General features: G+C 63.3%; 20 protein-coding genes. 10 read left to right on the top strand and 10 right to left on the bottom strand.

Annotation, left to right across the window (positions count from 1 at the left end; all coding sequences use genetic code 11):
- Window positions 1-40: 40 nt before the first annotated feature.
- Entirely contained in the window at window positions 41-424 is a 384-nt protein-coding gene (locus tag L5849_RS14315) for a hypothetical protein (RefSeq protein WP_115417437.1), read from the bottom strand.
- 268 nt (window positions 425-692) lie between these two features.
- Here L5849_RS14315 and L5849_RS14310 point away from each other — a divergent pair, with 268 nt between their 5' ends.
- The 3 genes from L5849_RS14310 (at window position 693) to L5849_RS14300 (ending at window position 6,491) form a co-directional block, all read left to right on the top strand.
- Window positions 693-2,261 carry a hypothetical protein gene (locus tag L5849_RS14310; protein ID WP_236926116.1) on the top strand — a complete coding sequence of 523 codons (1,569 nt, stop codon included), beginning with the start codon at window positions 693-695 and terminating at the stop codon, window positions 2,259-2,261.
- 124 nt (window positions 2,262-2,385) lie between these two features.
- A complete protein-coding gene (locus L5849_RS14305; RefSeq protein ID WP_236926115.1) occupies window positions 2,386-5,133 on the top strand; it encodes a TonB-dependent receptor domain-containing protein in 2,748 nt (915 codons plus the stop codon).
- Between the two features lie 209 nt (window positions 5,134-5,342).
- Entirely contained in the window at window positions 5,343-6,491 is a 1,149-nt protein-coding gene (locus L5849_RS14300) for an AAA family ATPase (RefSeq protein ID WP_236926114.1), read from the top strand.
- Window positions 6,492-6,575: 84 nt separating this feature from the next.
- Here L5849_RS14300 and L5849_RS14295 read toward each other — a convergent pair whose 3' ends face one another.
- The 6 genes from L5849_RS14295 to L5849_RS14270 form a co-directional block, all read right to left on the bottom strand.
- On the bottom strand, window positions 6,576-7,253 hold the full coding sequence (locus tag L5849_RS14295) for a response regulator transcription factor (RefSeq protein WP_236926113.1): 678 nt from the start codon (window positions 7,251-7,253) through the stop codon (window positions 6,576-6,578).
- Between the two features lie 105 nt (window positions 7,254-7,358).
- The gene (locus tag L5849_RS14290) at window positions 7,359-8,381 is read right to left on the bottom strand and encodes an aldo/keto reductase (RefSeq protein ID WP_115417444.1); all 1,023 of its coding nucleotides are present in this window, start codon (window positions 8,379-8,381) and stop codon (window positions 7,359-7,361) included.
- A 139-nt stretch (window positions 8,382-8,520) separates the two neighbouring features.
- Window positions 8,521-8,694, bottom strand: coding sequence for a hypothetical protein (locus L5849_RS14285; protein ID WP_162814972.1), 174 nt, complete (start codon window positions 8,692-8,694; stop codon window positions 8,521-8,523).
- A 72-nt stretch (window positions 8,695-8,766) separates the two neighbouring features.
- On the bottom strand, window positions 8,767-9,576 hold the full coding sequence (locus tag L5849_RS14280; RefSeq protein WP_236926112.1) for a CPBP family intramembrane glutamic endopeptidase: 810 nt from the start codon (window positions 9,574-9,576) through the stop codon (window positions 8,767-8,769).
- Window positions 9,577-9,608: 32 nt separating this feature from the next.
- A complete protein-coding gene (locus L5849_RS14275) occupies window positions 9,609-10,613 on the bottom strand; it encodes a nitronate monooxygenase family protein (protein ID WP_236926111.1) in 1,005 nt (334 codons plus the stop codon).
- A gap of 58 nt (window positions 10,614-10,671) precedes the next feature.
- Window positions 10,672-11,262 carry a flavin reductase family protein gene (locus L5849_RS14270; RefSeq protein ID WP_236926110.1) on the bottom strand — a complete coding sequence of 197 codons (591 nt, stop codon included), beginning with the start codon at window positions 11,260-11,262 and terminating at the stop codon, window positions 10,672-10,674.
- Between the two features lie 214 nt (window positions 11,263-11,476).
- On the opposite strand from L5849_RS14270, the gene L5849_RS14265 reads away from it, so the two are divergent.
- Window positions 11,477-12,205, top strand: a complete 729-nt coding sequence (locus L5849_RS14265; RefSeq protein WP_236926109.1) for a 3'(2'),5'-bisphosphate nucleotidase CysQ — start codon at window positions 11,477-11,479, stop codon at window positions 12,203-12,205.
- 2 nt (window positions 12,206-12,207) lie between these two features.
- On the opposite strand, the gene L5849_RS14260 is transcribed toward L5849_RS14265, so the two are convergent.
- The gene (locus tag L5849_RS14260) at window positions 12,208-13,101 is read right to left on the bottom strand and encodes a CoA ester lyase (protein ID WP_236926108.1); all 894 of its coding nucleotides are present in this window, start codon (window positions 13,099-13,101) and stop codon (window positions 12,208-12,210) included.
- Between the two features lie 106 nt (window positions 13,102-13,207).
- Between L5849_RS14260 and L5849_RS14255 the strand changes: the two genes are divergently transcribed.
- Genes L5849_RS14255 through L5849_RS14245 form a run of 3 tightly spaced genes read left to right on the top strand, consistent with a single transcriptional unit; the run spans window position 13,208 to window position 16,810 of the window.
- Complete coding sequence (locus L5849_RS14255) at window positions 13,208-14,419, top strand: acyl-CoA dehydrogenase family protein (RefSeq protein WP_236926107.1); 1,212 nt, start codon at window positions 13,208-13,210, stop codon at window positions 14,417-14,419.
- Between the two features lie 19 nt (window positions 14,420-14,438).
- Window positions 14,439-15,509, top strand: coding sequence for an acyl-CoA dehydrogenase family protein (locus L5849_RS14250; RefSeq protein ID WP_236926106.1), 1,071 nt, complete (start codon window positions 14,439-14,441; stop codon window positions 15,507-15,509).
- Complete coding sequence (locus L5849_RS14245) at window positions 15,506-16,810, top strand: MFS transporter (RefSeq protein WP_236926105.1); 1,305 nt, start codon at window positions 15,506-15,508, stop codon at window positions 16,808-16,810. The genes L5849_RS14250 and L5849_RS14245 overlap by 4 nt, the downstream gene beginning before the upstream one ends.
- On the opposite strand, the gene L5849_RS16175 is transcribed toward L5849_RS14245, so the two are convergent.
- Both L5849_RS16175 and L5849_RS14235 read right to left on the bottom strand, forming a co-directional pair.
- Window positions 16,799-18,025, bottom strand: a complete 1,227-nt coding sequence (locus tag L5849_RS16175; RefSeq protein ID WP_115417456.1) for a TetR/AcrR family transcriptional regulator — start codon at window positions 18,023-18,025, stop codon at window positions 16,799-16,801. The two genes, L5849_RS14245 and L5849_RS16175, sit on opposite strands and share 12 nt — an antisense overlap.
- On the bottom strand, window positions 18,022-19,758 hold the full coding sequence (locus L5849_RS14235) for a class I adenylate-forming enzyme family protein (protein WP_370459235.1): 1,737 nt from the start codon (window positions 19,756-19,758) through the stop codon (window positions 18,022-18,024). The genes L5849_RS16175 and L5849_RS14235 overlap by 4 nt, the downstream gene beginning before the upstream one ends.
- Window positions 19,759-19,934: 176 nt before the next feature.
- Between L5849_RS14235 and L5849_RS14230 the strand changes: the two genes are divergently transcribed.
- The 3 genes from L5849_RS14230 (at window position 19,935) to L5849_RS14220 (ending at window position 26,200) form a co-directional block, all read left to right on the top strand.
- A complete protein-coding gene (locus L5849_RS14230) occupies window positions 19,935-21,170 on the top strand; it encodes a serine hydrolase (protein WP_236926104.1) in 1,236 nt (411 codons plus the stop codon).
- 10 nt (window positions 21,171-21,180) lie between these two features.
- Window positions 21,181-23,220, top strand: coding sequence for a 3-hydroxyacyl-CoA dehydrogenase NAD-binding domain-containing protein (locus tag L5849_RS14225; RefSeq protein ID WP_236926103.1), 2,040 nt, complete (start codon window positions 21,181-21,183; stop codon window positions 23,218-23,220).
- A gap of 157 nt (window positions 23,221-23,377) precedes the next feature.
- Window positions 23,378-26,200, top strand: coding sequence for a TonB-dependent receptor (locus tag L5849_RS14220; protein WP_236926102.1), 2,823 nt, complete (start codon window positions 23,378-23,380; stop codon window positions 26,198-26,200).
- Window positions 26,201-26,211 lie beyond the last annotated feature (11 nt).

Below are 26,211 nucleotides of genomic sequence, written 5' to 3'. Positions count from 1 at the left end.
AAAGAAGGCGGGCCCGGTGGCTCTGCAGTCTTGCGAAGAATTAGCGGAGCGAGAGTGCATAATAGCGAGCGAATTCGCCCTTGTCGAGCATGGCCAAAGCCTTGCGCGCGAGACGGCGCGAATCCACCCATTTTCCATCGGCGGTTTCGAGTTCGACACTGTCGCGCGCGTTCGCGGCAGCCGCAAAATCGGCGCGGGCCGCCTCATAGTTGCCCGTGCGCGCGAGCGCGATACCGTGATTGATCAGGCGTGCCGGGTCGTCCGCAGCCAGCTCGTCGCATTTCTCGATGGCCGCACGGGCCGCGGCATTGTCGTTCGCGACTAGCTCTTCATAGCCCACATCGAAATCCGAATGCGGGTCTGCGACCACCTCGACCGGACCCTGCGCCATAAGCGCCAATGCTACACTTGCGATGATCGCCATTTCGGCTCTCCCATATCTGTTCTGCGGCTATGGGTGCCCTGCTTCACCGCATTCCGCAACAAAACTGTAACACTGTCATATTTCTGCAATCCATGGGTTTGGGATGCGGTTTTCGACGAAGCCCCGGTACTTCGTCGCATTAGTGGTCGAAACTGCAACACAACGGTCATGAAGCGACAAAAACTGTCACGAAGCCCCCCTAGCGGACGAGTCGCGATCAACGAATTCGCGAATCCAGTTCATCCGGTTTTTGAGGGGACCGTTACCCGTGACCAATCTTCATCGCTCGCTCGTCCTCGGCTGCTCGGCTCTGGCTCTCGCCAGTTGCGGCGCCGACGAAATCGTCTCGCCGGGAACCGGCGGGAACATCACCATCAACAATACCAATACGCCTGCACCCACGCCGACACCGACCCCGACGCCCACGGCCACGCTGGTCACTCCGGCAGCCGGCTGCCCGACGATCTCCGATCCGGTCGGCCTGACCGACAGCGGCACGATCAACGGGCCGACCGGTGAATACCGCGTCTGCACCCTGCCTTCGCGCTTCACAGCGTCGTCGACGCTGCCCTATATCGAAGGCCTGCTCTATCGCATTGATGGCCGTGTCGACGTCGGCACCGATGGCGGCCCGGTCGACACCGGTGCGGATACCGATGTCGAACTGACCATCGAACCGGGCGTAATCCTGTTCTCGCAGGGCTCGGGCTGGATGAATATCAACCGTGGCAACACGATCCAGGCCAACGGCACCGCATCGCGTCCGATCATCTTCACCAGCCGCGACAATGTGCAGGGGCTCAACACGATCAACTCGTCGGGCCAATGGGGCGGTCTCGTCCTCTCCGGCCGCGCCCCGGTCACGGACTGTATCGCTCCCGGCGCGACACCGGGCACGGCAGCCTGCGAACGCCAGGTGGAAGGCGCGGTACAACCCGCCCTGTTCGGCGGCGCAACCTCGGACGACAGCTCTGGCAGCCTTCAGTTCGTCCAGCTCCGTTATTCCGGCTTCGTCCTTTCGGGCGACAACGAGTTGCAGGCCCTCACCACGGGCGGCGTGGGAAGCGGTACAACGATCAACAACATCATGAGCTACAACAGCTCGGATGACGGCGTCGAATTCTTCGGTGGCCGCTTCAACGTTCGCAACCTGATCGTGGTCGGTGCGGAAGACGACAGCCTCGACACCGATACCGGCGTGAAGATCAACATGCAGAACGTGATCGCTATCCAGCGTCCCAACGTTGGCGATACGATCATCGAGGCCGATTCCAATAACGGTCTGGAAGAGCAGACCCCGCGCCAGAAGACGCAAATCTCCAACGCGACCTTCATCCACAACGGTGCCGAGCAGGACCAGGCCATCCGTATCCGGGGCGGCACCGATTTCGCGATCGTGAACTCGGTTCTGGTCGATGCCACGGGCGGCACGCCCTGCCTGCGTCTCGACCTTCCGGAAACGATCCGTGCGGCCGGCGCCGGCCCGGACGAAGACGGTCCGCCGGTCTTCGCAAGCTTCGTGATGGATTGCGCGACCGATTTCCGTGACGGTAGCGGCGGTGTCACTGCTGCACAGACCCAGGCGATTTTCGATGGTGGTTCGAACAACGATGCAGCCTTTACCAACACGCTGACGATGACCTTCATCAACGGTTCGAACGAGAACGGCGTCGCCGTCTTCGATCCGAAGGCATTGGCCGCGTTCTTCAACACCCCGACGAATATCGGTGCCGCATATCCGGGCAACGACACCTGGGTGCAAGGCTGGACCTGCAACTCGGCCACGGTGACTTTCGACTCGAACGTGACCGACTGCTCGAGCCTGCCGGTCTACTGATCGGCTCCAAAGGCCGCGGGATGCGCACCGAGGCGCATTCCGCGGCCTCATTCGCTTTTCGCACAGGAGCCATCGCAGAGCTCCGCATCCGTTATCAGGCCTGAACATGAGGGGGTCTCGTATCATGTCGACCGGCAAGCAGCTTACCGCGCTGCTCCTGCTCACCACCGCGCTCACTATTCCCGGGGCCGCTTTCGCCCAGGATACCGGTGTGGGCACCGGCGCCGAAGGCGTTCCCGCCGAAGCCGATCCCGCAACCGACGCCGTCCAGGCACAGCAGGTCGAGGGCATCGAGGATACGCCCGAAGAGGAGCAGTTCGAGGAGCCCGAAATCTCGGTCCCCGGTGGCGCCATCGTCGTCACCGGCCGCCGTCGCCAGGACGTGACCCGTGCCTCGTCGCAGGTCGTCTCGGTGCTCGACAGCGCCAGCATCGCCCGCACCGGCGAAGGCGATATTGCCGGCGCGCTGACCCGCGTCACAGGCCTTTCCACCGTGGGCAATGGCCTCGTCTATGTCCGCGGCCTGGGCGATCGCTATTCGCTCGCGCTGCTCAACGGCCTCCCGCTCCCCTCGCCCCAGCCGCTGAGCCGCGTGGTGCCGCTCGACATCTTCCCGACCAGCATCATCGCCTCCAGCCTGGTTCAGAAAACCTACTCGGCCAATTTCCCCGGGGAATTCGGCGGCGGTGTGATCAACCTCACCACCCGCGCCGTGCCCGACGAAAGCTTCGTCAAGATCAGCGCCGGCATCTCCGGCGATAGCGAAACCACTTTCGGCACCGGATACAGCTACTACGGCTCGAGCTACGACTGGTTCGGTTTCGATGACGGGCGGCGCACCACACGCCCGGCCCTGCAGAATTACCTCGACAGCGGCCTTGCCCTGTCCGATCCCAATGTCGACCAGAAGGCGATCCTGCTGGAACTGGGCGATCCCAACCTGATCCTGCTCCAGAGCACGGACACTCTCCCCGTCAACTGGTCGGCGGGCATAACCGCAGGCACCAGTTTCGATGTCTTTTCCGATGGCCGCTTCGGGATCATCGCAACGGCATCGCTCAGCAATAAGTGGCGCAACCGCTTCATTACCCGCCAGACGGCGGTCAACGCGGATCTGGATCTCGACACCGACTTTCGCCAGTTCACCACCGACCAACGCATCCTTGCCAACGCCATGCTGGGCTTCGGCCTGGAAGTGGGCGAGCATCGCTTCCGCGTGGTCAACCTGTTCATTCGCGACAGCCTCAAGCGCGCCTCGCTTGCAGAGGGGACGGACTTCCAGAACGACGATACCGACCAGGTGCAGAACACCGGCTGGTACGAACGTCAGCTGTTCGACACCCAGTTCACCGGCGAATTGGAGTTCGGCGACCTCTCGCTCGACCTGCGCGCCGGATATGCTCAGACCCAGCGTGAAGCCCCGTATGAGTGGGAGTTCACCTATACCCGCACCAACAACGCCAACGATCCGCTCGGCAATATCTTCCTCAACACGCTCGATCCGCAGCGCGGCGGCGCGGTTGTCGCCCTCTCGGACCTGACCGAAGACCTTTATTACGGTGGGATCGACCTCAGCTATCAGCTCGCCAACTGGCTGGGGGTGACGGTCGGCGGTGCCTATACGGACACGCAGCGCCTGTCCTCGCGCCGCGAATTCGATATCCGCGCATCGAGCGGTTACCCCGACATTTTCGGCGCCTTCCGCCCGGATGCCCTGCTCGGCGATTCGCTGATCGAACTCGGCTACGATCCCGATGCGCAGGACGCGGCGGGTATCGGGCCGTTCACCTACAATATTTTCGACACCACGGGCTCGGACCCGGCCTTCGAGGCGGGGCTCGAAATCATCGCCGGCTATGTTCAGGCGCGCCTCGAGCCGACGCCGGGTGTCTCGCTCGATCTCGGCGTGCGTTACGAAGATGCCAGGCAGCAGGTGGTTCCGCTGGGGCTCGACGGAACGCCCAGCGGGTCCGGCAATTCGACGCTGCTCGAAAACGACTATTTCCTCCCGGGGGCAACGCTGACCTGGGAAGTCACCGACAGCTTCCAATTGCGGTTCAATGCATCGAAGACCATCGCCCGCCCGCAGTTCCGCGAACTGATCTTCCAGACCTATTTCGATCCGGAAACCAACCGTCAGTTCAACGGCAACCCCTCCCTGATCGACAGCGAGCTGACGAACTACGAGGCGCGCGCCGAATATTACTGGGGGTCGGGCAGCAAGGCCAGCCTCGCGGGATTCTACAAGGATATCGAGAACCCGATCGAAGTCTTCTCCAGCTTCTCGGACAACGACCAGATCAGCGGCTTCGCCAATGCACCGTCGGCCAAGCTCTACGGTGCCGAATTCGAATTGCAGTGGAACAAGGACCTCTACAGCCTCGGTGACTGGTGGGAGAGCAAGCGTCTCGTGGCGATTGCCAACTACACTTACACCCAGTCCGACTTGCAGGTCGGGGCCGTCGATATCGCCAGGGTCTTCCCCTTCGCGGACCAGCCGGCGACCAATTTCTTCCGCGACGGCGTGCCGCTCACCGGCCAGTCGGACCATCTGGTCAATCTGCAACTGGGGATCGAGGATCTCGACAAGGTCAGCCAGGCCACTTTCCTGCTCAGCTATGCCAGCGAGCGCGTCACAAGCCGCGGAACGGCCGCGCTTCCGGACATCGTCGAGGATCCGGGCCTGCGCCTGGATTTCGTGGTGCGTCAGGGCTTCGAACTGGCGGGAGCCGACATGGAGCTTAAATTCGAAGCCCGGAACATCACCGGCCGCGACCATTTCGAATTCCAGACCAACGGCACCAACCGGATCGAGATCAACAGCTACGACGTCGGCCGCAGCTTCGCAGTGTCACTTTCCGCCGAATTTTAGGCCGAACTGGACTTCACACCCGGAAGGGCCGCCCCCGGGCGGCCCTTTTCGATATGAGGCGGAAATCAGCCGCGCGAACTGCCCGCCCTGTGGGTTGGGAGCAGCCGGACCGCCATCGAAACGCCCATCGCCTGGGCAGATATTCTCGCCCCGACTTCACAAGCTCTTTGAAGCTGGCTCAACCGGGCATGAAGCGCTAGCTCCATGGCATGATTACGTGCCTTGCCGTTTCTGGCTATCGCTCGCTTCGAGACGTAAAGCTGGAGCTGGGACCGCTGAATATCGTTACCGGAGCGAACGGCAGCGGCAAGTCCAGTCTCTATCGTTCGCTTCGGCTGCTATCGGAAATCGCGCAGGGTCGAGCGATCGCCTCATTGGCGGCGGAAGGAGGGCTAGGTTCAACCTTATGGGCCGGCCCGGAAAAGATCAGTTCCCGGATGCGTACGGGAGAAGTGCCGGTCCAGGGAACGGTAAGGCGCGACCCGGTAAGCCTTAAGCTCGGCTTTTCGTCGGAGGATTACGGATACGCTATCGACCTCGGATTGCCGAGGCCATCTACCACGCGATTTGGCCACGATCCCGAGATAAAGAGCGAAGCTCTTTGGACAGGGTCGCACCTGAAACCCTCGAACTTGCTGGCGGATCGGCGCGGCTCTCTTGTCCGCATTCGCAGCAACGATAGCGGCGTGTGGCGGGACAGCATAAAGGACCTGCCCGCCTGCGACAGTATGATGACGCACTGCGCCGATCCCGTCGATGGCCTCGAGCTTCTGCTCTTGCGCGAGCGCATGCGTGCCTGGCGCTTCTATGACGATTTGCGCACGGACCGCGATGCTCCGGCGCGCCGTCCAAGAATTGGAACGTTTACGCCGATCCTCGCCAGCGACGGTTCGGATGTAGGGGCCGCGATACAGACCATTGTCGAGATCGGCGATTCCGCCGCGCTTGAAGAGGCAATTTCGGACGCTTTCGACGGGGCATCGCTACAGGTGAACGAACATTTCCAAGTCGAGATGCGGCAACATGGGCTTCTCCGCCCGTTGAATGCGGCAGAACTCTCCGACGGCACACTCCGATATATCTTGCTCGTCGCTGCGCTGCTCTCGCCGCGTCCGCCAGAACTGATGATTTTGAACGAGCCGGAAGGCAGCCTTCACCCCGAACTGCTTGCACCGCTGGCGCGTCTGCTTCGCAAGGCGTCCGAGCGAAGCCAGATTCTCGTGGTATCTCATTCGACGCATCTTGTGTCGGCACTCGAAAAAAGCCCGGCAAGCACATCGATCGAACTTCACAAGGATCTGGGCGAAACCTTCATTGCAGGCCCGCAAGATATCGACTGGAAGTGGCCGACCCGTTGAACGTGCGCTTCAAAGCACCTTCTCAACGAGACACATCCCAAGAGAGGCGCCACCAGACGGCCCGCTACCGGTCCAGCCCGCCGCTCAGTCGTAGCTGTCGTAGACATAGCCGAGCGAGCGGACGGTCCGCACTCTTTCGCCCGCCGATACGGACCGCAGCGCGCGGCGGAGGCGGCCGATCCAGACATCGACGGTGCGTTCGTCGATTGGCGGTTCCTGCTTGCCCAGCGCCGCGATGAGATCGGCCCGCGACAGGACCCGGTCGGGATTCTGGGCCAGGAAATGCAGCAGGCGGAATTCATTGGGGCGAAGGTTCAGCGGATGGCCGTTCCACCGTGCCTGCAGCGCGGCGAGATCGACCAGCAGCGGTCCGAGTTCGAGACGTTCGGTCACGCGCGTCCTTGCGCCGCCGGGCTCCAGGGCCATCACGCGATCGAGAATGGCGGTGCGGTCGATCGGCCCGATCAGATAATCGTCGGCCCCGGCGCGCAAGGCCCGGCGCTTGTCGTCGGCATCGTCCTCTTCGAGCAGGATCGTGACATGTGCATCTTCCATCCGCGCGTCCGAGCGCAGGCGCCGGCACATCTCCAGCCCCGAAAGATCGTCCATCACCCAGTCGACAAAGACGCAGACCGGCCCTTCGACAAGGCGCCGTGGCCCGTCGGGATAGAGACGCCCGAAAGCATAGCGGATATCGCCGTTCTCGAAATCGGTCCATTCGCCAACAATCGGATCGGTCAGGAAGATATTGATCGTTCGCACGTGGTCTCGCCCCACCCTGTCCCGAGGAGCGATGGCGCAGCGATGTGACTTGTTTGTGACCCCCGGCGCGCGATTGTAACACTCGGCCGGAAAGCGGCCGTGCGCTCAGCCCTCCAGCAGCGAAAGCGACCAGTTGCGCGGCGCGGTGGTTTCCACGCCGACGGGCGCCTTGGGGAGATAAGGCTCTTCCAGCCGGGCCACTTCTTCCTCGGACAGTCCGAGGTCCATCGCGGCAACGGCTGCGGCGATATGGCCGTCCTTGGTCGCCCCGATGATCGGCGCGGTCACGCCCTTGGCGACGTGCCAGCCGAGCGCCACCGTGGCGCGCGACACGCCGCGCTCGCTTGCGATGGCCCCCACCGCCTCGACGATCGCCCGGTCGGCCTCTTCCTGCTGGCGGTAGAGCGTCTTGCCGAACCCGTCGGTCTCGCTGCGCAGGGTGCTCTCGTCCCAGGCGCGCGCCAGCTTGCCGCGTGCGAGCGGGCTCCACGGAATGACGCCCACGCCCTGATCGGCGCACAGCGGCAGCATCTCGCGCTCTTCCTCGCGGTAGAGCAGGTTGACGTGGTTCTGCATCGATATGAAGCGGGTCCAGCCATTTGCCCGGGCGACCTCCTGCGCCTTGGCGAACTGCCAGGCCCACATGGACGAGGCACCGATATAGCGCGCCTTGCCTGCCTTCACGATGTCGTGCAGCGCCTCCATCGTTTCCTCGATCGGGGTCGTCTCGTCCCAGCGATGGATCTGAAACAGGTCGACATAGTCCATACCGAGCCGGACCAGACTGTCGTCGATGGCCTGAAACAGGCTCTTGCGCGAATTGCCGCCGGTGTTGGGCGCCTGCCGCCAGGGCAGGAAAGCCTTGGTCGCCAGCACGATCTCGTCGCGCCTGGCATGTTCGGCCAGCAGCCTGCCGACGACTTCCTCCGATGCGCCGAGCGAATACATATTGGCCGTATCGAAGAAGTTGATTCCCGCTTCCAGCGCCTCGCGGATGAAGGGCCGGCTCTCGTCCTCGGACAGCACCCAGTCGCCGTGCCATCCCCTGGTCGTATCGCCATAGCTCATACAGCCGAGGCACAGGCGCGAAACCTTGAGGCCCGAGGGACCGAGATTGACGTATTCCATTGGCAAATCCTTCCGATCTGTGCGCGCGGTGGGCGACAAAGGCGACACTGTGTCACCCGCATCTTGCGTCGCCCAGCCCTTGATTCAAAACACAGATTTCACAAATCCGGCGGGTGACACTTGGCTGCCCGCGGGGGGGCTATGCGATCAGCGGCGCTGCACCGTCGCTATCGCAAATGAGCGCCCTGTAGGAAAGCCCGGCCACCCGCCCCGCGCGCGAAAGCGGTGCGCGATACTCCTGCCGATATCGCTCGTCCCGCAGGATGGCCTCCTGGTCCTCGTTATAGGCGGTGCGATGGCTGGTATCGAGCATGGAAGAGCTCCACAATTCTGGTGCGAGTGGCGGGCCGTGGCCGACAATGGCCGACGCCGACGAGCCAGTAAATCACGCATCCTGCGGCGTCTCATCGATCTGCGCCTGGCGGCGGCGCAGCATGACCAGGCCGGGGATTGTCGAGACGACGAAAATGACCGCGATCGCGGCGAGATAGCCCGACGCGCTGCCCGCCTCCGCGGGTGCTTCGACGCCGAAAAACACATCGAGATCGCCCATCGCATTGATAAAGGCGTGGATGCCGATCACCGGCCACAGGCTGCGCGTATAGGCTGCAATCCCTGCGAAGCCGATGCCCAGCAGGGTGGCGTAGACGACCTGCGGGACGACATCGCCGAGCGGCGCCTGGAAGATGTTGTAGGTATGCGCGAGGCCGAAGATCAGCGCCTGCGCGAGCCCCGCTTTGACCAGCGCATTGGGCTGCGCCTGCCAGGCGCGATAGAGGTAATAGAAACAGAACCCTCGCAGCAGGATTTCCTCGAACAGACCGGTCGATATGCTGCTGTAGAGCCAAGCAGCGGTCCTCGGCAGGTCGAAGGTGAGCGACTGGAAATCGACCGACAGCACATTGATCAGCCCGATGAGCGCCATGGGGATTACTGCAAGCGGCCAGGCACGCGGCCAATCGCGCATGGGCCGCGTGAGCCCTGCCTCGCGGGCAAGTCCAGTCCGGTGCAACAACACAAAAAGCCCAGCAGCGATCGCCATCTGCGCGGTGCTGCGGCCCATCTTTTTGGCAACCTCGCCGGGATAGTCCGCCGCCCCGACGGCGGCTAACAACAGCATGCTAGCCGCCAGCAAGGCGATCGGCAGAACCAGCGCCGCCCATGCGGGCCGGTCGGCCGAAGCAATCGAATTCATCCTGGTCGTATCCTTGTACTGAAAAAGACGTCTCAGCCGTCGAGCATGGCGGCGTCAGCCCCCAAGTTCAGGAAACCGGCAAGGCGGCCACGGATGATTTCTTCCGCTTCGGTCATGATGCCGTCGATCAGTTCCTGGCAGGTCGGGATATCGTTGATGAGGCCCGCCACCATGCCGCAGGACCAGGCGCCTGCGTCCATGTCGCCTTCCATCATGATGCGCGGATAGACGCCCGCCACCTGTTCGATAATGTCCTCGAACTTGAGATCGGCGCCCTTTTCCTTCTCGATCCTGAGCAGTTCCTCGACCGCATCGTTGGTCATCACGCGCTCGGTATTGCGAAGGGGGCGCATGACGAGGCGGGTGTCGAGTTCGCTGGCAGCGACGATCGCCTTCTTCACGTTCTCGTGCACCGGCGCTTCCTTGGTGGCGATGAAACGGGTGCCCATGTTCATGCCTTCCGCGCCCATGGCGAGGCTGGCGACGAGGCTGCGCGCATCGGCCATGCCGCCGCTGGCAACGAAGGGGATTTCCAGTTCGTCCGCCGCGCGGGGCAGTAGGATCATGTTCGGGATGTCGTCCTCGCCCGGGTGGCCGCCGCATTCGAAACCGTCGACGCTGACCGCGTCGCAGCCGATCGACTGCGCCTTGAGGCTATGGCGCACGCTGGTGCATTTGTGGATGACCTTGACCCCGGCATCCTTGAAGAAGGGCAGCACCTGCGCGGGATTGTTGCCCGCGGTTTCGACTACTTTCACCCCGCCTTCGATGATGACGCGCACGAGACCCGGATAGTCGGGCGCATTGACCGTGGGCAGGAAGGTCAGGTTCACGCCGAAGGGCTTGTCGGTCATATCGCGGCATTTCGCGATCTCGTCGGCGAGCTTTTCGGGCGTGCCCTGCGTGAGGCCGGTGATGATGCCGAGACCGCCCGCATTGGACACCGCCGCCGCCATTTCCGCAAAGCCGACATAGTGCATGCCGCCCTGGATGATCGGGTGCTCGATGCCGAACATTTCGGTGATGCGGGTCTTCATAATGCTGCTCTTCCCTTGGTTGCTTTTCGCAACGGGTATCGGCGCGGAGGCCCGGTGTCTAGCGCTTCGCCAAACTCTCGAGCGCCGCCAGCAGCTCGGCACCGCTCGCCGTAAGGGAAAGCTCTCCGCCAACCGTTTCGGCAAGGCCTTCGCGCTCCAGGTCCTCGCCCGTGGGCGCGCGCATGACCCGCCCGTATCGGCCGCCGTGATAGATCAGCGGCGCAGCTTCGCGACGGTCGAAATCGACCACCTCGCCGAGGAAAATCGCATGATCGCCGCCTTCGTATTCGAAGCGGGCGCGACAGCCGAAGCGGGCCGCATAGCCTTCGATCAGAGGCGCCCCTTCAGGCCCGTCCATCACCGCCAGCCCGGCGAACTTGTCCTCGCCCGGTCGTGCGAAGCGATCGGACATAGGCTGCTGGTCCGCGGCAAGAACATGGACGGCCCAACTCGTCGCGTCGCGAAACACGGGCAGCGTCCGCGACCGCAAGGAAAGGCTCCACAGTACCATTGGCGGATCGAGGCTGACCGAATTGAAGCTGTTGGCGGTCAGGCCGAAGGGCCGCCCTTCCCCATCGCGCGCGGTCACGATCGTGACGCCGGTAACGAAACTGCCGAGCGCATCGCGGAAAGCCTGGGGATCGAACATCCCCGGCTGGCTAGGCGCGCGCGCGGGCAAGGGCAAGTGTCAGGCAGCCACGGAACAGCATTTCGAACGATGTCATGCCCGGCCGTGCGATCGACGAGGACCGCTAGGGCTTCCTGTCGCCCCATTTCGCACTCGCAACAAATCGGGGGTTCGCAAGGCGGCCCGTCTCTGTCATGCGGGCCGCAAGCATTGTGAATAGGGGACATACTCCAGCATGACCGACGCCGAACTGGCCGCTCACCTCGCCCAAGTGGCAGGCACGATTCTGATCGAAGTCCGCGAAAGCGGCATGTTCGAAGGCAAGGCGCTGGGCCAGGCGGGCGACCAGACCGCCAACCAGTTTCTCGTTCACGCGCTGCGCGAACAGCGGCCCGAGGACGGCCTGCTGTCCGAAGAAAGCAAGGATACCGCCGAGCGCCTTTCCAAAGAGCGCGTGTGGATCGTCGACCCGGTGGACGGCACGCGCGAATATGGCGAAGCGCGTACCGACTGGGCGGTTCATGTCGCGCTGTGCGTGAATGGCAAGCCCGAGATCGGTGCGGTCGCCCTGCCCGGCCTCGGCACCGTGCTGCGGAGCGACGCGCCGATCGCGGTGCCCGCCGCCGCCGAAAAGCCGCGCATGGTCGTCAGCCGGACGCGGCCCGCAGCGGAAGCCGTGGCCGTGTCCGAAGCCATCGGTGCGGAACTGGTCGGCATGGGATCGGCCGGTGCGAAAGCCATGGCGGTGGTGCGCGGCGAAGCGGAAATCTACCTCCACACCGGCGGGCAGTACGAATGGGACAGCGCCGCCCCGGCGGCCGTGGCCCTGGCGCACGGCCTTCACGCCAGCCGTGTCGACGGCAGCCCGCTGATCTACAACAATTCCGATACCTACATGCCGGATCTGTTGATTTGCCGCCCCGAATGGGCCGAGCGGGTGCTGGCCGAGGTCGCGAAGCTCTAGGCCTAGGTTTCGACCTGCGCCAGAAGCTGGCGCGCACGGGAGAGATGCGGGCGGTCGAGCATGCCGCCCTTCCAGCCGATCGTGCCCGCGCCCGGATTTGCTTCGAACAGCGCGATGATTTCCCGCGCTTCGGCGATCTCTTCCTCGCTCGGAGAAAAGGCCTCGTTGATTACCGGCACCTGCGCCGGATGGATGGCCAGCATTCCGCGATAGCCCTGACGGCGAACCTCGATGGCACGCTTGCGCAATCCTTCCAGATCGCGGAAATTGGTGTCGATCGTCTCGATCGGCATGACATCCGCCGCCACCGCGCCGAGCAGGCACAGGCTGCGCGCCAGCTTGTAGGTGAAAGCGAAATCGCCATCGAAGTCGCGATTGCTCTGCGCGCCCAGTGAATCGGCCAGGTCCTCGGCACCCCAGGTCATCGCCGCCAGTCGCGGTGCGCCGCCATAATCGCCGGTGGTAAACATGGCCGCCGCCGTTTCCGTGACCAGCGCGATAACCGGCGTCGTACCCGGCTCGATCCCGTTCTCCGCCTCCAGCGCGGTCATCTGCCGGTCGAGTTCCTCGACATCGTGCCGCCCGCGCGACTTGGGCAGCATGATCCCGCCGGGACGCGCGGGCATGATCGCCGCGAGATCATCGGCCGTCCATTCCCCATCGAGCGGATTGACCCTTACCCACAGCCGGGCGCGTTCCTGCTCGTTCTTGGAGCCGAGGAATTCCGCGATCGCAGCGCGCGCCGCCGGTTTCCCGCTTTCGATCACCGCATCCTCGAGATCGAAGATCACGATATCGGCCTCGCCCTCGGCGGCTTTGGCCATTTTCTTGTCGCTGTCGCCTGGGGCGAACAGCCAGCTGCGCATCCGCAATTTCGGTTCTGTTTTTTCGCTCATGCGCGTGCTTGAGACGCAAAGGCCGGTATTCGTCAAGCATGCCCTAGCGTATTTCCGTGCACGTAAACTTTGCGGTATGCCTGTCGCCGAGATTCAGGAGAGACTCATGGCAACCCAGTTAGAACCCGACATCCATGCCGACGAGGATGCCTTCCGCACCGAGGTGCAGCAATTCCTCGCCGCCAACTTCCCCGACGAGCTCAAGAACAAGGGCAATGCGCTGGCCGGTGTCGACGGTCCGACCGACGAAACGCCTGCCCAGAAGGCCTGGCGAGAAGCGGTTGGCGAACGCGGCTGGGGCACGCCCACCTGGCCCAAGCAATATGGCGGCGGCGGCCTGACCAAGGCGCAGGCCAAGATCATCGACCAGGAATTCGCCAAGGCCGGGGCCTACAACCCGATTGGCGGCATGGGCGTGATGATGTTCGGCCCAACCCTGCTCGAATATGGCAGCGAGGCGCAGAAGATGGAACACATCCCGCCGATCTGCCGCGGCGAAATCCGCTGGTGCCAGGGCTATTCGGAGCCCAATGCCGGTTCCGACCTTGCGAACCTGCAGACCTTCGCCGAGGACAAGGGCGATCATTACATCGTCAATGGCCAGAAGACCTGGACCAGCGGCGGCCAGTGGGCCGACAAGTGTTTCGCCATCGTGCGGACCGACAAGAGCGACAAGCACCGGGGCATCAGCTTCATGCTGATCGACATGGACGCACCGGGCGTCGAGGTCCGCCCGATCACCATGATCAGCGGCACCAGCCCGTTCTGCGAAACCTTCTTCGACAATGTGAAGGTGCCCAAGGAAAACCTCGTCGGCGAAGAAGGCCAGGGCTGGACCATCGGCAAGCGCCTGCTCCAGCACGAGCGTACTAACATTTCGGGCGGTGGGCGCCTGGCCAGCATGATGGGCCAGAGCCTGGGCGATATCGCCAAGAAATATGGCGACACCGATGCGGCAGGCGAACTCGCCGACAAGGTTCTGCGCGACAAGATCGCCGATTTCGAAATCCGCTGGAACAGCTTTCTGCTCACCGCCCGCCGCGCGGTCGAGGAAAGCAAGGCGCAGGGCGGTGTGTCCGAAATCAGCTCGGTGCTGAAAAAGCTCGGCACCAAATTGAGCCAGGAGCGCAGCGAACTGCTGATCGAAATCCGCGGCCTGCAGGGCCTCGGCTGGGAAGGCGAAGAGTTCACCGACGGCGAACTCGAGTCCGTGCGCGGCTGGCTCTTCGGCAAGGCCACCACGATTTATGGCGGCTCCACCGAAATCCAGAACAACATCATCGCCAAGCGCGTGCTCGGCATGCTCGACCACCAGTAAGAGAGGGGAGCACGGAAAAATGGCAGTTCTCAACGAAGAACAGGAAATGCTGCGCGACATGGCGCGCGACTGGGCGACCAATGAAAGCCCGGTGACCGAATTTCGCAAGGTCCGCGCCAGCGGCGAGCCGCATGCTTATAACAAGAGCGCCTACGCCACGATGGCCGAAATGGGTTGGGCCGGGGTCATCATCCCCGAAGACCACGGCGGATCGGACTTCGGCTTCCTATCGGCCGGCCTCGTGGTCGAGGAACTGGGCAAGACGCTGACCGCCAGCCCGCTGGTCGCCACGACCATCGCGGCCAGCGCGATCGTGCTCGGCGGCAGCGACGAGCAGAAGGCCAAGTGGTTGCCACGGCTCGCCAGCGGTGAAACCGTGGCCACGCTCGCGGTCGACGAAAGCGCGCATCACGATCCTTCGGCGATCGAGACCAGCGTTGCGGACGGCAAGCTGACGGGCAAGAAGGCCTTCGTCCACGAAGCGCATGGCGCGGATCTGTTCGTGGTCGCGGCGAAGGACGGGCTTTACCTCGTCGAAAAGGGTGACGGCGTGTCGCTCACCACGCGCAAGCTCACCGACCAGCGCAGCCACGCCGACGTGAATTTCGACGGCGCTGCGGCGGAGAAGCTCGAAGGTGGCGGCGACAGCCTGCTCGACGATGTACTCGATCGCGCGCGCGTGCTGACGGCCGCCGAAATGCTCGGCATGGCGCAGCAGGTCTTCGATACCACGCTCGATTATCTGAAGCAGCGCGTGCAGTTCAACCAGGTGCTGGCCACCTTCCAGGCACTGCAGCACCGCATGGCCGATCTGTTCGCCGACCTCGCGCAGATGCGCAGCGCGGTCGAGGCGGGCCTGCAGGCGGTCGATGGCGGATTCGGCGTCGCGCGCGCCGCGACTATCGCCAAGGCGGAGGCCAACCGCGTGCTGCACACCATCAGCAATCAGGGCATCCAGCTGCATGGCGGCATCGGCATGACCGACGAATACGACGTCGGCTTCTATCTGAAGCGCGCCCGTGTGCTTGAATCGGCCTGGGGCTCCTCGAGTTATCTCAAGGATCGATACGCCAAGCTCGCCAGCTATTGAGCGAAGTATTCGCCTCAGCGGGCGAAGATAAGGAGGCGCTCCCGGACACCGATGTCTGGGGGCGCCATCGCGCCTTTATGGAGGCGAACCTCAAGCGCAATTACGCGACCAATCTGACGCATGGCGTCTTCGGCATGACGGGGTTTCGCCTGATCTATGCCCCCACCATCATTCCCGCCTATCTCTATCTGCTGACCGGCAGCGCGGCGGCGGTCGGGCTCGGCACCGCGCTGCTGCAACTGGGCGGGACCATATCGCCCATCCTGTCGGGCGCGCAGGTCGAAAGCCGCAAGCGCATCCTGCCCTATGCCATCACTGTCGGTTCGATGATGAGGGTGATGGTGCTGGCGCTGGCCCTTGCCGCCTGGGCGCTGGAAGGCACGGCGCTGCTGGTGGTGACGCTCGCCAGCTTCCTGCTGCTGGGCTTTTTCAGCGGCGCGCAGCGGGTGGCCTTCCAGATGCTCATGGCCAAGCTGATCCCCATCGACCGGCGCGGGCGCCTGCAGGGCATCCGCAACATGGTGGGCGGGTTGATCGCCGCCGGTCTCGCCTGGATCGCGGGGCATTACTTCATCGAGCAGCAATGGCTCGGGAATGGCTATGCCACGACCTTCCTCCTCGCCTTCGTCCTGACATCGATCGGTCTCGTGGTCCTCAAGACCGGCATCCGCGAACCCGACGCGCCGCGCCTGCGCCCGGTCACGCCCCTGCGCGAGCGGATCGGCCAGTTCGGCGAATTGCTGCAGCACCGCGATTTCCGCGCCTTTCTGATGGCCCACGGCCTTGCCGCGATCGCGCGGGTGGGGCTGCCGTTCTGGACGCTCTATGTCGGCGACCGGCTGGGACTGGATGGCGCGCTGATCGGTAGCTTGAGCCTGGCCTTCCTTGCCGGGGACACGATGTCCAATCTCGTCTGGGGCTCACTCGGTGACCGGATCGGCTTCCGCGCTGTCTATCTCGGCGCGCTGGCAAGCAGCCTGGCGGGAGTGCTGCTGCTGGTCTTCGGCGATGGCTGGCTGCTCTATGCCAGTTTCGCCTTCCTCGGCTTCGGCTTTTCGGGCTGGATGATGGCGGCAGTCACGCTGGTGCTCGAATTCGGCGAGCACGAGGACATTCCCATGCGTCTGGCGCTGACCACTTCGGTCGAAGGCGGCGTGTCTTCCATCGGCCCCGTCCTGGTGGGGCTAAGTATCGCCGCGCTGGGCTATGCTCCGCTGATTGTCGCGGCCTTCGCCTCGCTCATTGCCAGCCTGGCACTGATGATCTGGCGCGTGCGCGAGCCGCGCGCCTCAATCCGATGAGGCGAGCATCCCTTCGGACATGACCGAAAGATAAGTCCGGATCGCCTGGTCGGGCCGTTCGAAGCGGGCCGCCCAATGGCGCGCCTCATAGGCGGAATTGACCGTCGACATGATGACCTGCCCCGCCACCAGCGGATCGATCGCGCGCACCGAACCGTCGGCGATGCCGTCGATCAGCATCCCGGCAAAGCGCCGCGCCAGCCGGTTGGACCGGGTGACGACGTCGATCTTGTGTTCCGCATCGAGCGCTTGCAACGCGGTGGTCCGGAGCAGGGGCGTGGCATCGAAGAATTGCACATCGACCAGTTCCGCCAGCACGCTCGACAAACGGATCCAGTAATCCGTTTCGATATCGCGCCCCGCGATCTGCACTGCGGAAAGGCGATCGTAGCTCTGCTGAAAACAGGCAAGCACCAGATCGTCCTTGGCTTGGTGGTGATGGTAGAAACTGCCCTTGGTCACGTTGAGGCTTTCGGCGATGCGGTTGACCGATGCGCCGCGATAGCCGCGTTCGTTGATCGTCACCGTCGCGGCGCGCAGAAAGGCCTCGTTCTGCCCGGCCTCCTCCTCTTCCGGCGTGCGCCAATTGCCCACCAGTTGTTGCGGATCGAAGGCCCCCCGCCGGGCGGGCAGACCATGCGCGAGCACATCGAACAGCCGCTCTTCGATGCGCGGGAAATCGAGAACGGAGTAGCGTATCGACCATACCGGCCACCACATCATCGCCTCGAGCAGGATATGCGCCCGGGCCGAGAACAACGCCCGCTCGTCCTTGTCGCGCCATTCGCCGAAGAAGCGCCGCACGAGGTCGACGATGCGCAAGTAGTGCGCCATCAGCGGGTCCTGCACCTCGGGTTCGAGCGTGCGGATTTCCGACAGCGCGGTGACAAGGCCACGCTCGCCAGCCCTGATGCGTTTTCTCAGCGCGACATGGGCGGCGATGAAATGCCGCAACCGCGCGGCGGGCTCCGCCTGTTCGAGCGCCTCGCGCGCCATGCGCTCCATCAGGGTCAGCGTCTCGTCATAGACCGCGACGACCAATTGTTCCTTGCGCGGGAAATAATAGGTGACGCTGGTCGCATTCAGCCCGATTGCGCGCGCGACCTCGGCCAGCGTGGTCGCCTGCACGCCGACTTCATTGATCAGCACAGCGGCTGCGTGGACGATCGCCTCGCGCTTTTCGCCGAATTTGCGGGTGGCGGCGGGACCGTTCACGCGAAGAAAGCCCCCAGATCCTTCTTCAGGATCTTGCCATTGGCATTGCGCGGCAGGGTGTCCTCGACGAAGGCGATGCGCACCGGCACCTTGAATTTCGCCAGCCGCGCGGCAACCCACTCGCGCAGCTCCTCCTCGCTCGCCGAAGTGCCGGGCGCGAGATGGACCACGGCGGCGGGTTCTTCGCCCAAGGTCGGGTGGTGGATGCCTACCAGCGCGGCATCGGTCACTGCGGGATGATCGTAGAGCACATTTTCGACCTCGGAGGAGTAGATGTTTTCGCCGCCCCGGATGACCATATCCTTCGCCCGGTCGACGATAAAGCACCACCCCTCCTCGTCGAGCCGGGCCAGATCGCCGGTCCGGACCCAACCGTCGACGAAGGTTTCCGCCGTCGCTTCCGGCCGGTTCCAATAGCCTTTGACGATCATCGGCCCGCGCGCCCACAACTCGCCGACTTCGCCCGTGGGCAGCTCTGTCTCGCCATCCTCGGACATGATCTTGAGATCGGCCACGGCAACCGGCGGCCCGCAACTGTCGGGGCGGTTGAGATAATCCTCGGAGGAATGCCCCGTCACCGTCGCCATGGTTTCGGTCATGCCCCAGCCATTGGCGGGCAGCGCGCCGAATTCCTCGTGGATTTTGCGTACCAGTTCGGGCGCTGCGGGCGCCCCGCCATAGGCGATCGCCTCGAGGCTGGAGAGATCGTAGTTCTTGCGCTCGGGATGTTCGAGCAATTGCCAGGCGATGGTAGGTACGCCGCCGGTCAGATTGACCCTCTCGCGCTCGATCAGCTGGAACGCCTTCACCGGGTCCCATTTGTGCATGAACACCAGCGTGTGCCCGGCGACGACATAGCCCATCAGCCCGGCCGAGCATGCGGTGACATGGAACAGCGGAATGACCGTCAGCCCCACCTTCTGCACCGGCTGGGGCGGCACTTCGCCCCGTCGCAACGCGGCATAGGCAGCGTTGAACCCGCTCGACAGAATGTTGGTGCACAGATTGCGATGGGTGCCTAGCGCGCCCTTGGGCTGGCCCGTCGTGCCGCTAGTGTAGAAGATAGTCGCCTCGTCATCGGGGGCGATCTCCTCGGGCGGCAATTCACCTTGCGGCAGCGCGGCGTAATCATTGGGTGTGCCGATGAGGTCCTCGAGCCGCTCGGTCCCATTGGCCGGTCTTTCGCCGCGCGCAACGAACACCGTTTCCAATCCGGGGAACTCGGCGCGGTGGCCGGCCAGCCGCTCCCACCGCTCGGCATCGCAAACGAGCAGTTTCGAGCCCGAATTGGCGAGCCCGAAGGCCAGTTCCGGCCCTGTCCACCAGGCATTGAGCGGAACACAGATCGCGCCGATTGCGGTCGCGGCGAAGAAGGCGACCGGCCATTCGGGCAGATTGCGCATCGCCAAGGCCACCCGGTCGCCCTTGGCGATGCCGCGCGCGCGGAATTCGGCGGCCAGCCGCGCGACCGCGCGGAACCAGGCATCGTAAGTGATCCGCTCGTCCTCGTAGATGGCGAAAAGGCGGTCGCCATGCGCGCGCCCGGCCATGGCGACCTGACGCAAATTGGCTGGCGCGTTTTTCCATACACGCGTGGGCACCCCGCGAATGTCGATCGTCTCCATCTCGAAGCGCTGCCCCGGTGCAGTCAGGCGCTCGACGCACTCCTGCCGCGACATGGCCGGCCAATTCGCCGGTGGCACGAAATCGATCGCTTGCGCGAGGTCGTTCATGGGTATCCCCTCATCTGCCGCCACTTCCGGGGCGACTCTCTCCACCCGCGATCTAACCCTGCTTGTCATGGATGTGCAAGCCGCCTTCGAAGGAAAGGTATGAGGGTGGCAAGAACAGATGAATCCGCTATTCGTGCAAAACCGAAGCATAGGTATGTATGGAAACGGAGAACGGAATGGTCGAACTGGCAGACGCCGGAGCACTGGGTTTCGATGCCGGGAGGCTATCGCGAATCGCTCCATTCCTGGCAGAGGCGTATGTCGACAATGGCCGCCTGCCCAACGCGCAATTGCTGATCGCGCGCGACGGGCAACCGGTCCATTACACCAAGCTCGGCAAGATGGGCGACGATGGCCGCGAGCTTCGCGACGACGCTCTGTTCCGCATCGCCAGCATGACCAAGCCGGTGACCTCGGTCGCCTTCATGCAGCTCGTCGAACAGTGCAAGGTCGCACTGGAAGAGCCGGTGACCAAAGTGTTTCCCGAATTCGCCAATTTGCATGTCTATGCGGGCGGCGGCGGCTCGATCCCCTTCGCGCCGGGCGCGCCCGCGCATCCGATGCGCTTCGTCGATCTGCTCACCCATATGTCGGGCTTCACCTACGGCTTGCAGAACCGCAACAATATCGACGCGGTCTATCGCGAGCACAATTTCGATTTCGCCCGCGACAATCTCGACAGCGACGGGTTCGTCGACAAGTTGGCCCAGCTCCCGCTCGAATTCGCGCCAGGGCAGGGATGGAACTATTCGGTCTCGACCGATGTGCTGGGCATTGCAGTCGAACGGATCAGCGGGATGCGGCTGGGCGACTATTTCGAGCAGCACATCTTCGCCCCGCTCGGCATGACCGATACGCGCTTCGGCGTCCGGGAGAGTGATCTCGAACGGCTGGTCGATGCCTACGCCTATCGTCCGGGCCAGTCGCCGCGCATGATCAGCGCCGGCGCGACGAGCAAGCTTGCCAAGCCCGCGAGTTTCGACAGCGGCGGCGGAGGGCTGGTCGGCACCATCGCCGACTATCACCGCTTCGCGACCATGCTGCTGAACGGCGGCGAGCTGGACGGCGCGCGCATCATCAGCCCCAAGACCCTGCGCCTGATGCGCACCAACCATTTGCCGAACAATGCCGATCTCACCGAGATGTCGAGCAGCCTGTTTTCCGAAGCGAACAATGCCGGGACGGGTTTCGGCCTGGGATTCGCGATGGTGATCGATCCGGCAAAAACGCTGATCCCGTCGAGCCTGGGCGAGTTTTACTGGGGCGGCGCCTATTCGACCGCCTTCTTCGTCGACCCGGTCGAACGCATCACCATGGTTTTCATGACGCAGGTCTATCCCTCGTCGACCTATCCCATCCGCCGTCAGCTCAAGACGCTGATCTATTCCGCCCTCACCGAAACCTACGTCTGAGGAGACACCGATGACCTCCCCTATCCGCACGCAGCGCCACGACGATGTCCTTGTCGTCATTTCCGACAATCCGCCGGTCAATGCCCTGGGACAGGCCGTGCGCGCCGGGCTGAAGGACGCAATCGAAGAAGCGATCGGCGATGACGCGGTCAAGGCGGTGGTCATTCGCTGCGACGGGCGGACTTTCTTTGCCGGTGCGGACATCACCGAATTCGGCAAGCCGCCGGTCGGCCCGAGCCTGCCCGAAACGCTCGACGCAATGGAAGCGAGCGACAAGCCGGTGATCGCCGCGATCCACGGCACCGCGCTTGGCGGCGGCTGCGAGGTGGCGCTGGCCTGCCATTACCGCGTCGCGGTGCCCAGTGCCAAACTCGGCCTGCCCGAAGTAAAGCTCGGCCTGATCCCCGGCGCCGCGGGCACGCAGCGCCTGCCGCGCCTCGTCGGGGCGGAAGCTGCCTTGCCCCTAGTCGTCGGCGGCAATCCGATCCCGGCCAAGAAAGCCAAGGCCATCGGTCTACTCGACGAACTCGTAGGTGAAGACAGCCTCGAGGCCGATGCCATCGCTTTCGCCAGGTCGAAGATCGGCCAGCCGGTCCCGCGTGCGTCGGAAGGCAATGCCAATGAAGATGGGGTGCGCGATCCCGACCTGTTCGACCGCTTCCGCGCCAGCCAAGCCCGCCGGATTCGCGGTTTCGATGCCCCCAATGCGGCGATCGAAGCGGTCAAGGCTGCGGGCGAGTTGCCCTATGCCGAAGGCGTGCAAAAGGAACGCGAGCTGTTCATGAAACTGATGAGCGGCACGCAAAGCGCGGCGATGCGCCACTATTTCTTCGCCGAACGCGCCGCCAACAAGATCGACGACGTGCCCAAGGATACGCCGCTGATCCCGATCAAGAAAGTCGGCGTGATCGGGGCCGGAACCATGGGCGGCGGGATCGCGATGAATTTCCTCTCCGCCGGTATTCCGGTGACGATCCTCGAAATGGCGCAGGACGCGCTCGACCGGGGCGCGGGAGTAATGCGCAAGAACTATGAAAACACGGCCAAGAAAGGCCGCATGACGGCCGAGCAGGTCGAACAGGCCATGGGCCTGCTGACGCCCACGCTGTCCTATGGCGACCTCGCCGATTGCGATCTCGTGATCGAGGCGGTCTACGAAAACATGGACGTCAAGAAAGAGGTCTTCGCCAAGCTCGACGAAGTGGTGAAGCAGGGCGCGATCCTTGCCTCCAACACCAGCTATCTCGATGTGGACGAGATCGCCACGGCGACCAAGCGCCCCGGCTATGTCGTGGGCATGCACTTCTTCTCGCCCGCCAACATCATGAAGCTGCTCGAAGTCGTGCGTGGCAAGGAAACCCGTCACGACGTGCTGGCAACGGTGATGAAGCTGTCGAAGACCATCGGCAAGGTGGCCGCCGTTTCGGGCGTATGCCCGGGCTTCATCGGCAACCGCATGCTCTCCAAGCGTCAGGAGCAGGCGAACGAGCTGATCATGGAAGGCGCGAATTATTGGGAAGTCGACGACGTACTACTCGAATTCGGTTTCCCCATGGGGCCGTTCCAGATGGGCGACCTGGCCGGGATCGACATCGGCTGGCACCGCGACCCGACCAAGGTCACCACGATCCGCGAGGCGCTCTGCGCCAAGGAACGCTTCGGCCAGAAGAACGGCAAGGGCTTCTATGACTACGACGAAGCGCGCAATCGCACGCCCTCGGACGAAGTGAAGGCGATCATCGCCGATTTCGCCGCCAAGGAAGGCAGGCAGCAGCGCGAAATTTCCAAGGACGAGATCCGCGAGCGCCTGCTCTATCCCATGGTCAACGAAGGCGCGAAGATCCTCGAGGAAGGCATGGCGCAGCGCGCGAGCGACATCGATGTCGTATGGATCAACGGCTATGGCTGGCCGCTCTACACCGGCGGCCCGATGTTCTGGGCCGATACGATCGGGCTCGACACGGTCGTCGCAGGACTGGAGCGCCATGGCCTGCCCGTGAGCGAATTTCTGCGTGAGAAAGCCGAAACAGGTAAGCGCTTCAATCAGTAAGCGCGAAACTGCGGCATTTTCGAAACATCGGTACGCAATTCGACGATTGGAATGACACGTTTGACCGTTGTCTCTTGACATAATCGGGCAATGCGCATTCAAATTCGATGCGAGGGTATGCACCCAGAGCGTGCGGCCCACAGGAGAGGAGAAACCCATGCAGAGATTCGGACTACGTCATCAATGTGCGCTGGGAGCACTGGCAGGGGCGCTGGCCTTCGTGCCCGTTGCGGCGCAGGCGCAGGACCAGGCGGAAACCGATCAGGAAACCGGTCTTGTCGATGCCGCGGATGTCGATGACAGCAATGTCATCATCGTGCGCGCCCAGGGCCGCGAACAGGCACTGGCCGACGTACCGGTAGCTGTGTCGGCCGTTTCGGGCGAATTGCTGGAGAAATCCGGTGTTTCCGATATTCGCGACCTCAATCAGGTTGCCCCGTCCCTGCTCGTCTCCTCGAGCGGTAACGAAGCCAATGGCTCTGCGCGTATCCGCGGTATCGGTACGGTCGGCGACAATCCGGGCCTCGAAAGCTCGGTCGCGGTCTTCGTCGATGGCGTGTACCGTTCGCGTTCGGGCAATGCCCTGTCCGAACTCGGCCCGATCGATCGGGTGGAAATCCTGCGCGGCCCGCAAGGTACGCTGGGCGGGCGCAACTCCTCCGCAGGCTTGATCAACATCTACACCGCCCCGCCCGAATTCGAATTCTCCGGCTACGGCGCTTTCACCTATGGCAATTACGATGCGATCAAGGTCGAAGGGGGTATCAATGCCCCTCTCGGCGAAACGGTGGCGGCGCGTATCGACGGCGTGTATTTCAAGCGTGACGGCTTTTACAACGATGTGACCAACAACACCGACGTCAACAATCGCGACCGCTATCTGGTCCGCGCGCAGGTGCTGTTCGAACCGACCGAAGATGTCAGCTTCCGCCTGGTCGGCGACTATTCGAAGAAGGACGAAGCCTGCTGCGCGGCGACCTTCGTCCAGCCCGACTTCGCTCCGCTTGCGCGCATTGATACGAGCATAAATCCGCTTACGGGCCGCCCCAATCTCGATCCTTTCAATCGCCCCAACGGCGGCCCGGCGCTGACCAGCACGTCGAACCCGATCGTTCCGATCCTGCTCGGCCTCGGGCAGGATCCGCGCGCGCTTTCGCAATCGACGTTCAACCGCGATATCTATCCCACGGCAGGACGCAGCTATGAGGGTGAAACCGAGGATTACGGTATCTCGGGCGAGCTCAACTGGACGTTCGGCGATGTCACGCTGACCTCGATCACGGGGTATCGCGAATATTCGAACAACCAGGCATCGGATACCGACTATACGACGGTCGACCTGCTGTACCGTGCCCCCGGCCCCAATGCCGGCGCGCGCGAGTTCAAGACCTTCACGCAGGAATTCCGCCTCAACGGCACGGCCTTCAACGACCGGCTGGACTGGTTGGTGGGCGCCTATTACGCCAACGAAAAGCTCGAAACGCGAGACAATCTGCGGTTCGGCAACGATTACGGCACCTTCGCCAGTTGCCGCGTGGCGCTTGCCTTGGCTGGCCTTCTGGGTCCAACCGCCGTTAATCCTGGCAATGCCAATTGCCTAAGCGCTGGCGGACAAGGAGCCCTGATTGGCGATCCCGCCAACCCGCTGGACGGCGCCCTTGGCCCGGCTGGTGACGTCGTCGTCAATGGCCTCAACATCTTGTCGCAGGTCAAGGACGTCGGTGGAACCGGCGACATCTACAATCAGAAGAGCGAAAACTTCGCGGTTTTCACGCACAACATCGTCCATCTGACCGATACGGTCGATTTGACCCTGGGTGTGCGTTACACCAGCGAAACCAAGGATTTTGATGCGACCTTCGGGAACGACAATGTCTTCTGCCCTCAGCAGCGGGCCTTGCAGGGTGCAACGCTACTGAACCCTGCTTTCCTGGCCAATTTCCCTGCCACAAGTCGCGGTACGCTTCAGGCGCTGGGCGGTGGTCTGCTGGCGCTGTCCTGCCAGGGCAACTCGACTGCCGAACTCAACGGTGTGTCGATTTCCGATACGCGGGACGAAGACGAGTTCACCGGCACGGCGATCCTGAGCTGGAAGCCCGATCCGGACTGGCTGGTCTACGGCTCCTATTCGAAGGGCTACAAGGCGGGTGGTTTCAACCTCGACCGTTCGGCGCTGTCGAACCCGCTGTTCCTCGATGTGACCAACCTCAACACGGCGAACCTTCAGTTCGACGCGGAAACGGTCGACGCCTTCGAGGTCGGGGTGAAGTATTCGAGCCGCAAATTCGGCTTCAGCATCGCGGCCTTCCGCCAGGAATTCAGCAACTTCCAGCTGAACACCTTCAACGGTTCGGTCTTCCTGGTGCAGAATGTCAATGGCTGCGGCTCCGATCTTGGCGGCGGTGATCGCGATGGCGATCCGGCGACCGGGGCCTGCGCGGTCGACGACGTGGCACCCGGCGTGATCGCGCAGGGTTTCGAGTTCGAAACCTCGCTCAGTCCGATCCGCGATCTGACCATGACGATGGGGATCACCTATTCGGACACCAGCTACGAAGACAACCTGATCGGCAACGATACGGGCGCCCCGCTCGATCCGGCGCTGCGTCTGTTGCCGGGCGACAACCTGTCGAATGCGCCCGAATGGGTCGGCACGGCCTCGCTTAGCTGGACTCCGCCGATCGGCAATTCCGGCCTGTCGGGCCTGTTCTTCATCAATGCCCGCGCGACCGACGATTTCAACACCGGTTCCGACCTGCTCTTCGGCAAGGAACAGGATGCCTATGTCATCGTCAACGGCCGCATCGGCATCACCGGTCCCGACCGGCGCTGGGGTCTGGAGTTCTGGGCGAACAATTTGTTCGACAAGGACTACACTCAGGTGGCGTTCAACACGCCATTCGTGGCTCCGCAGCAGACCTATTCGGCCTTCCTTGCCGAACCGCGGACCTATGGCGTGACCGTTCGCGCCGGCTTCTGATACATATCGGT

Source organism: Erythrobacter sp. SN021, assembly GCF_021864455.1.
The sequence above is the reverse complement of the archived record's forward strand: the minus strand, read 5'-3'. Positions and strand labels throughout refer to the sequence as shown.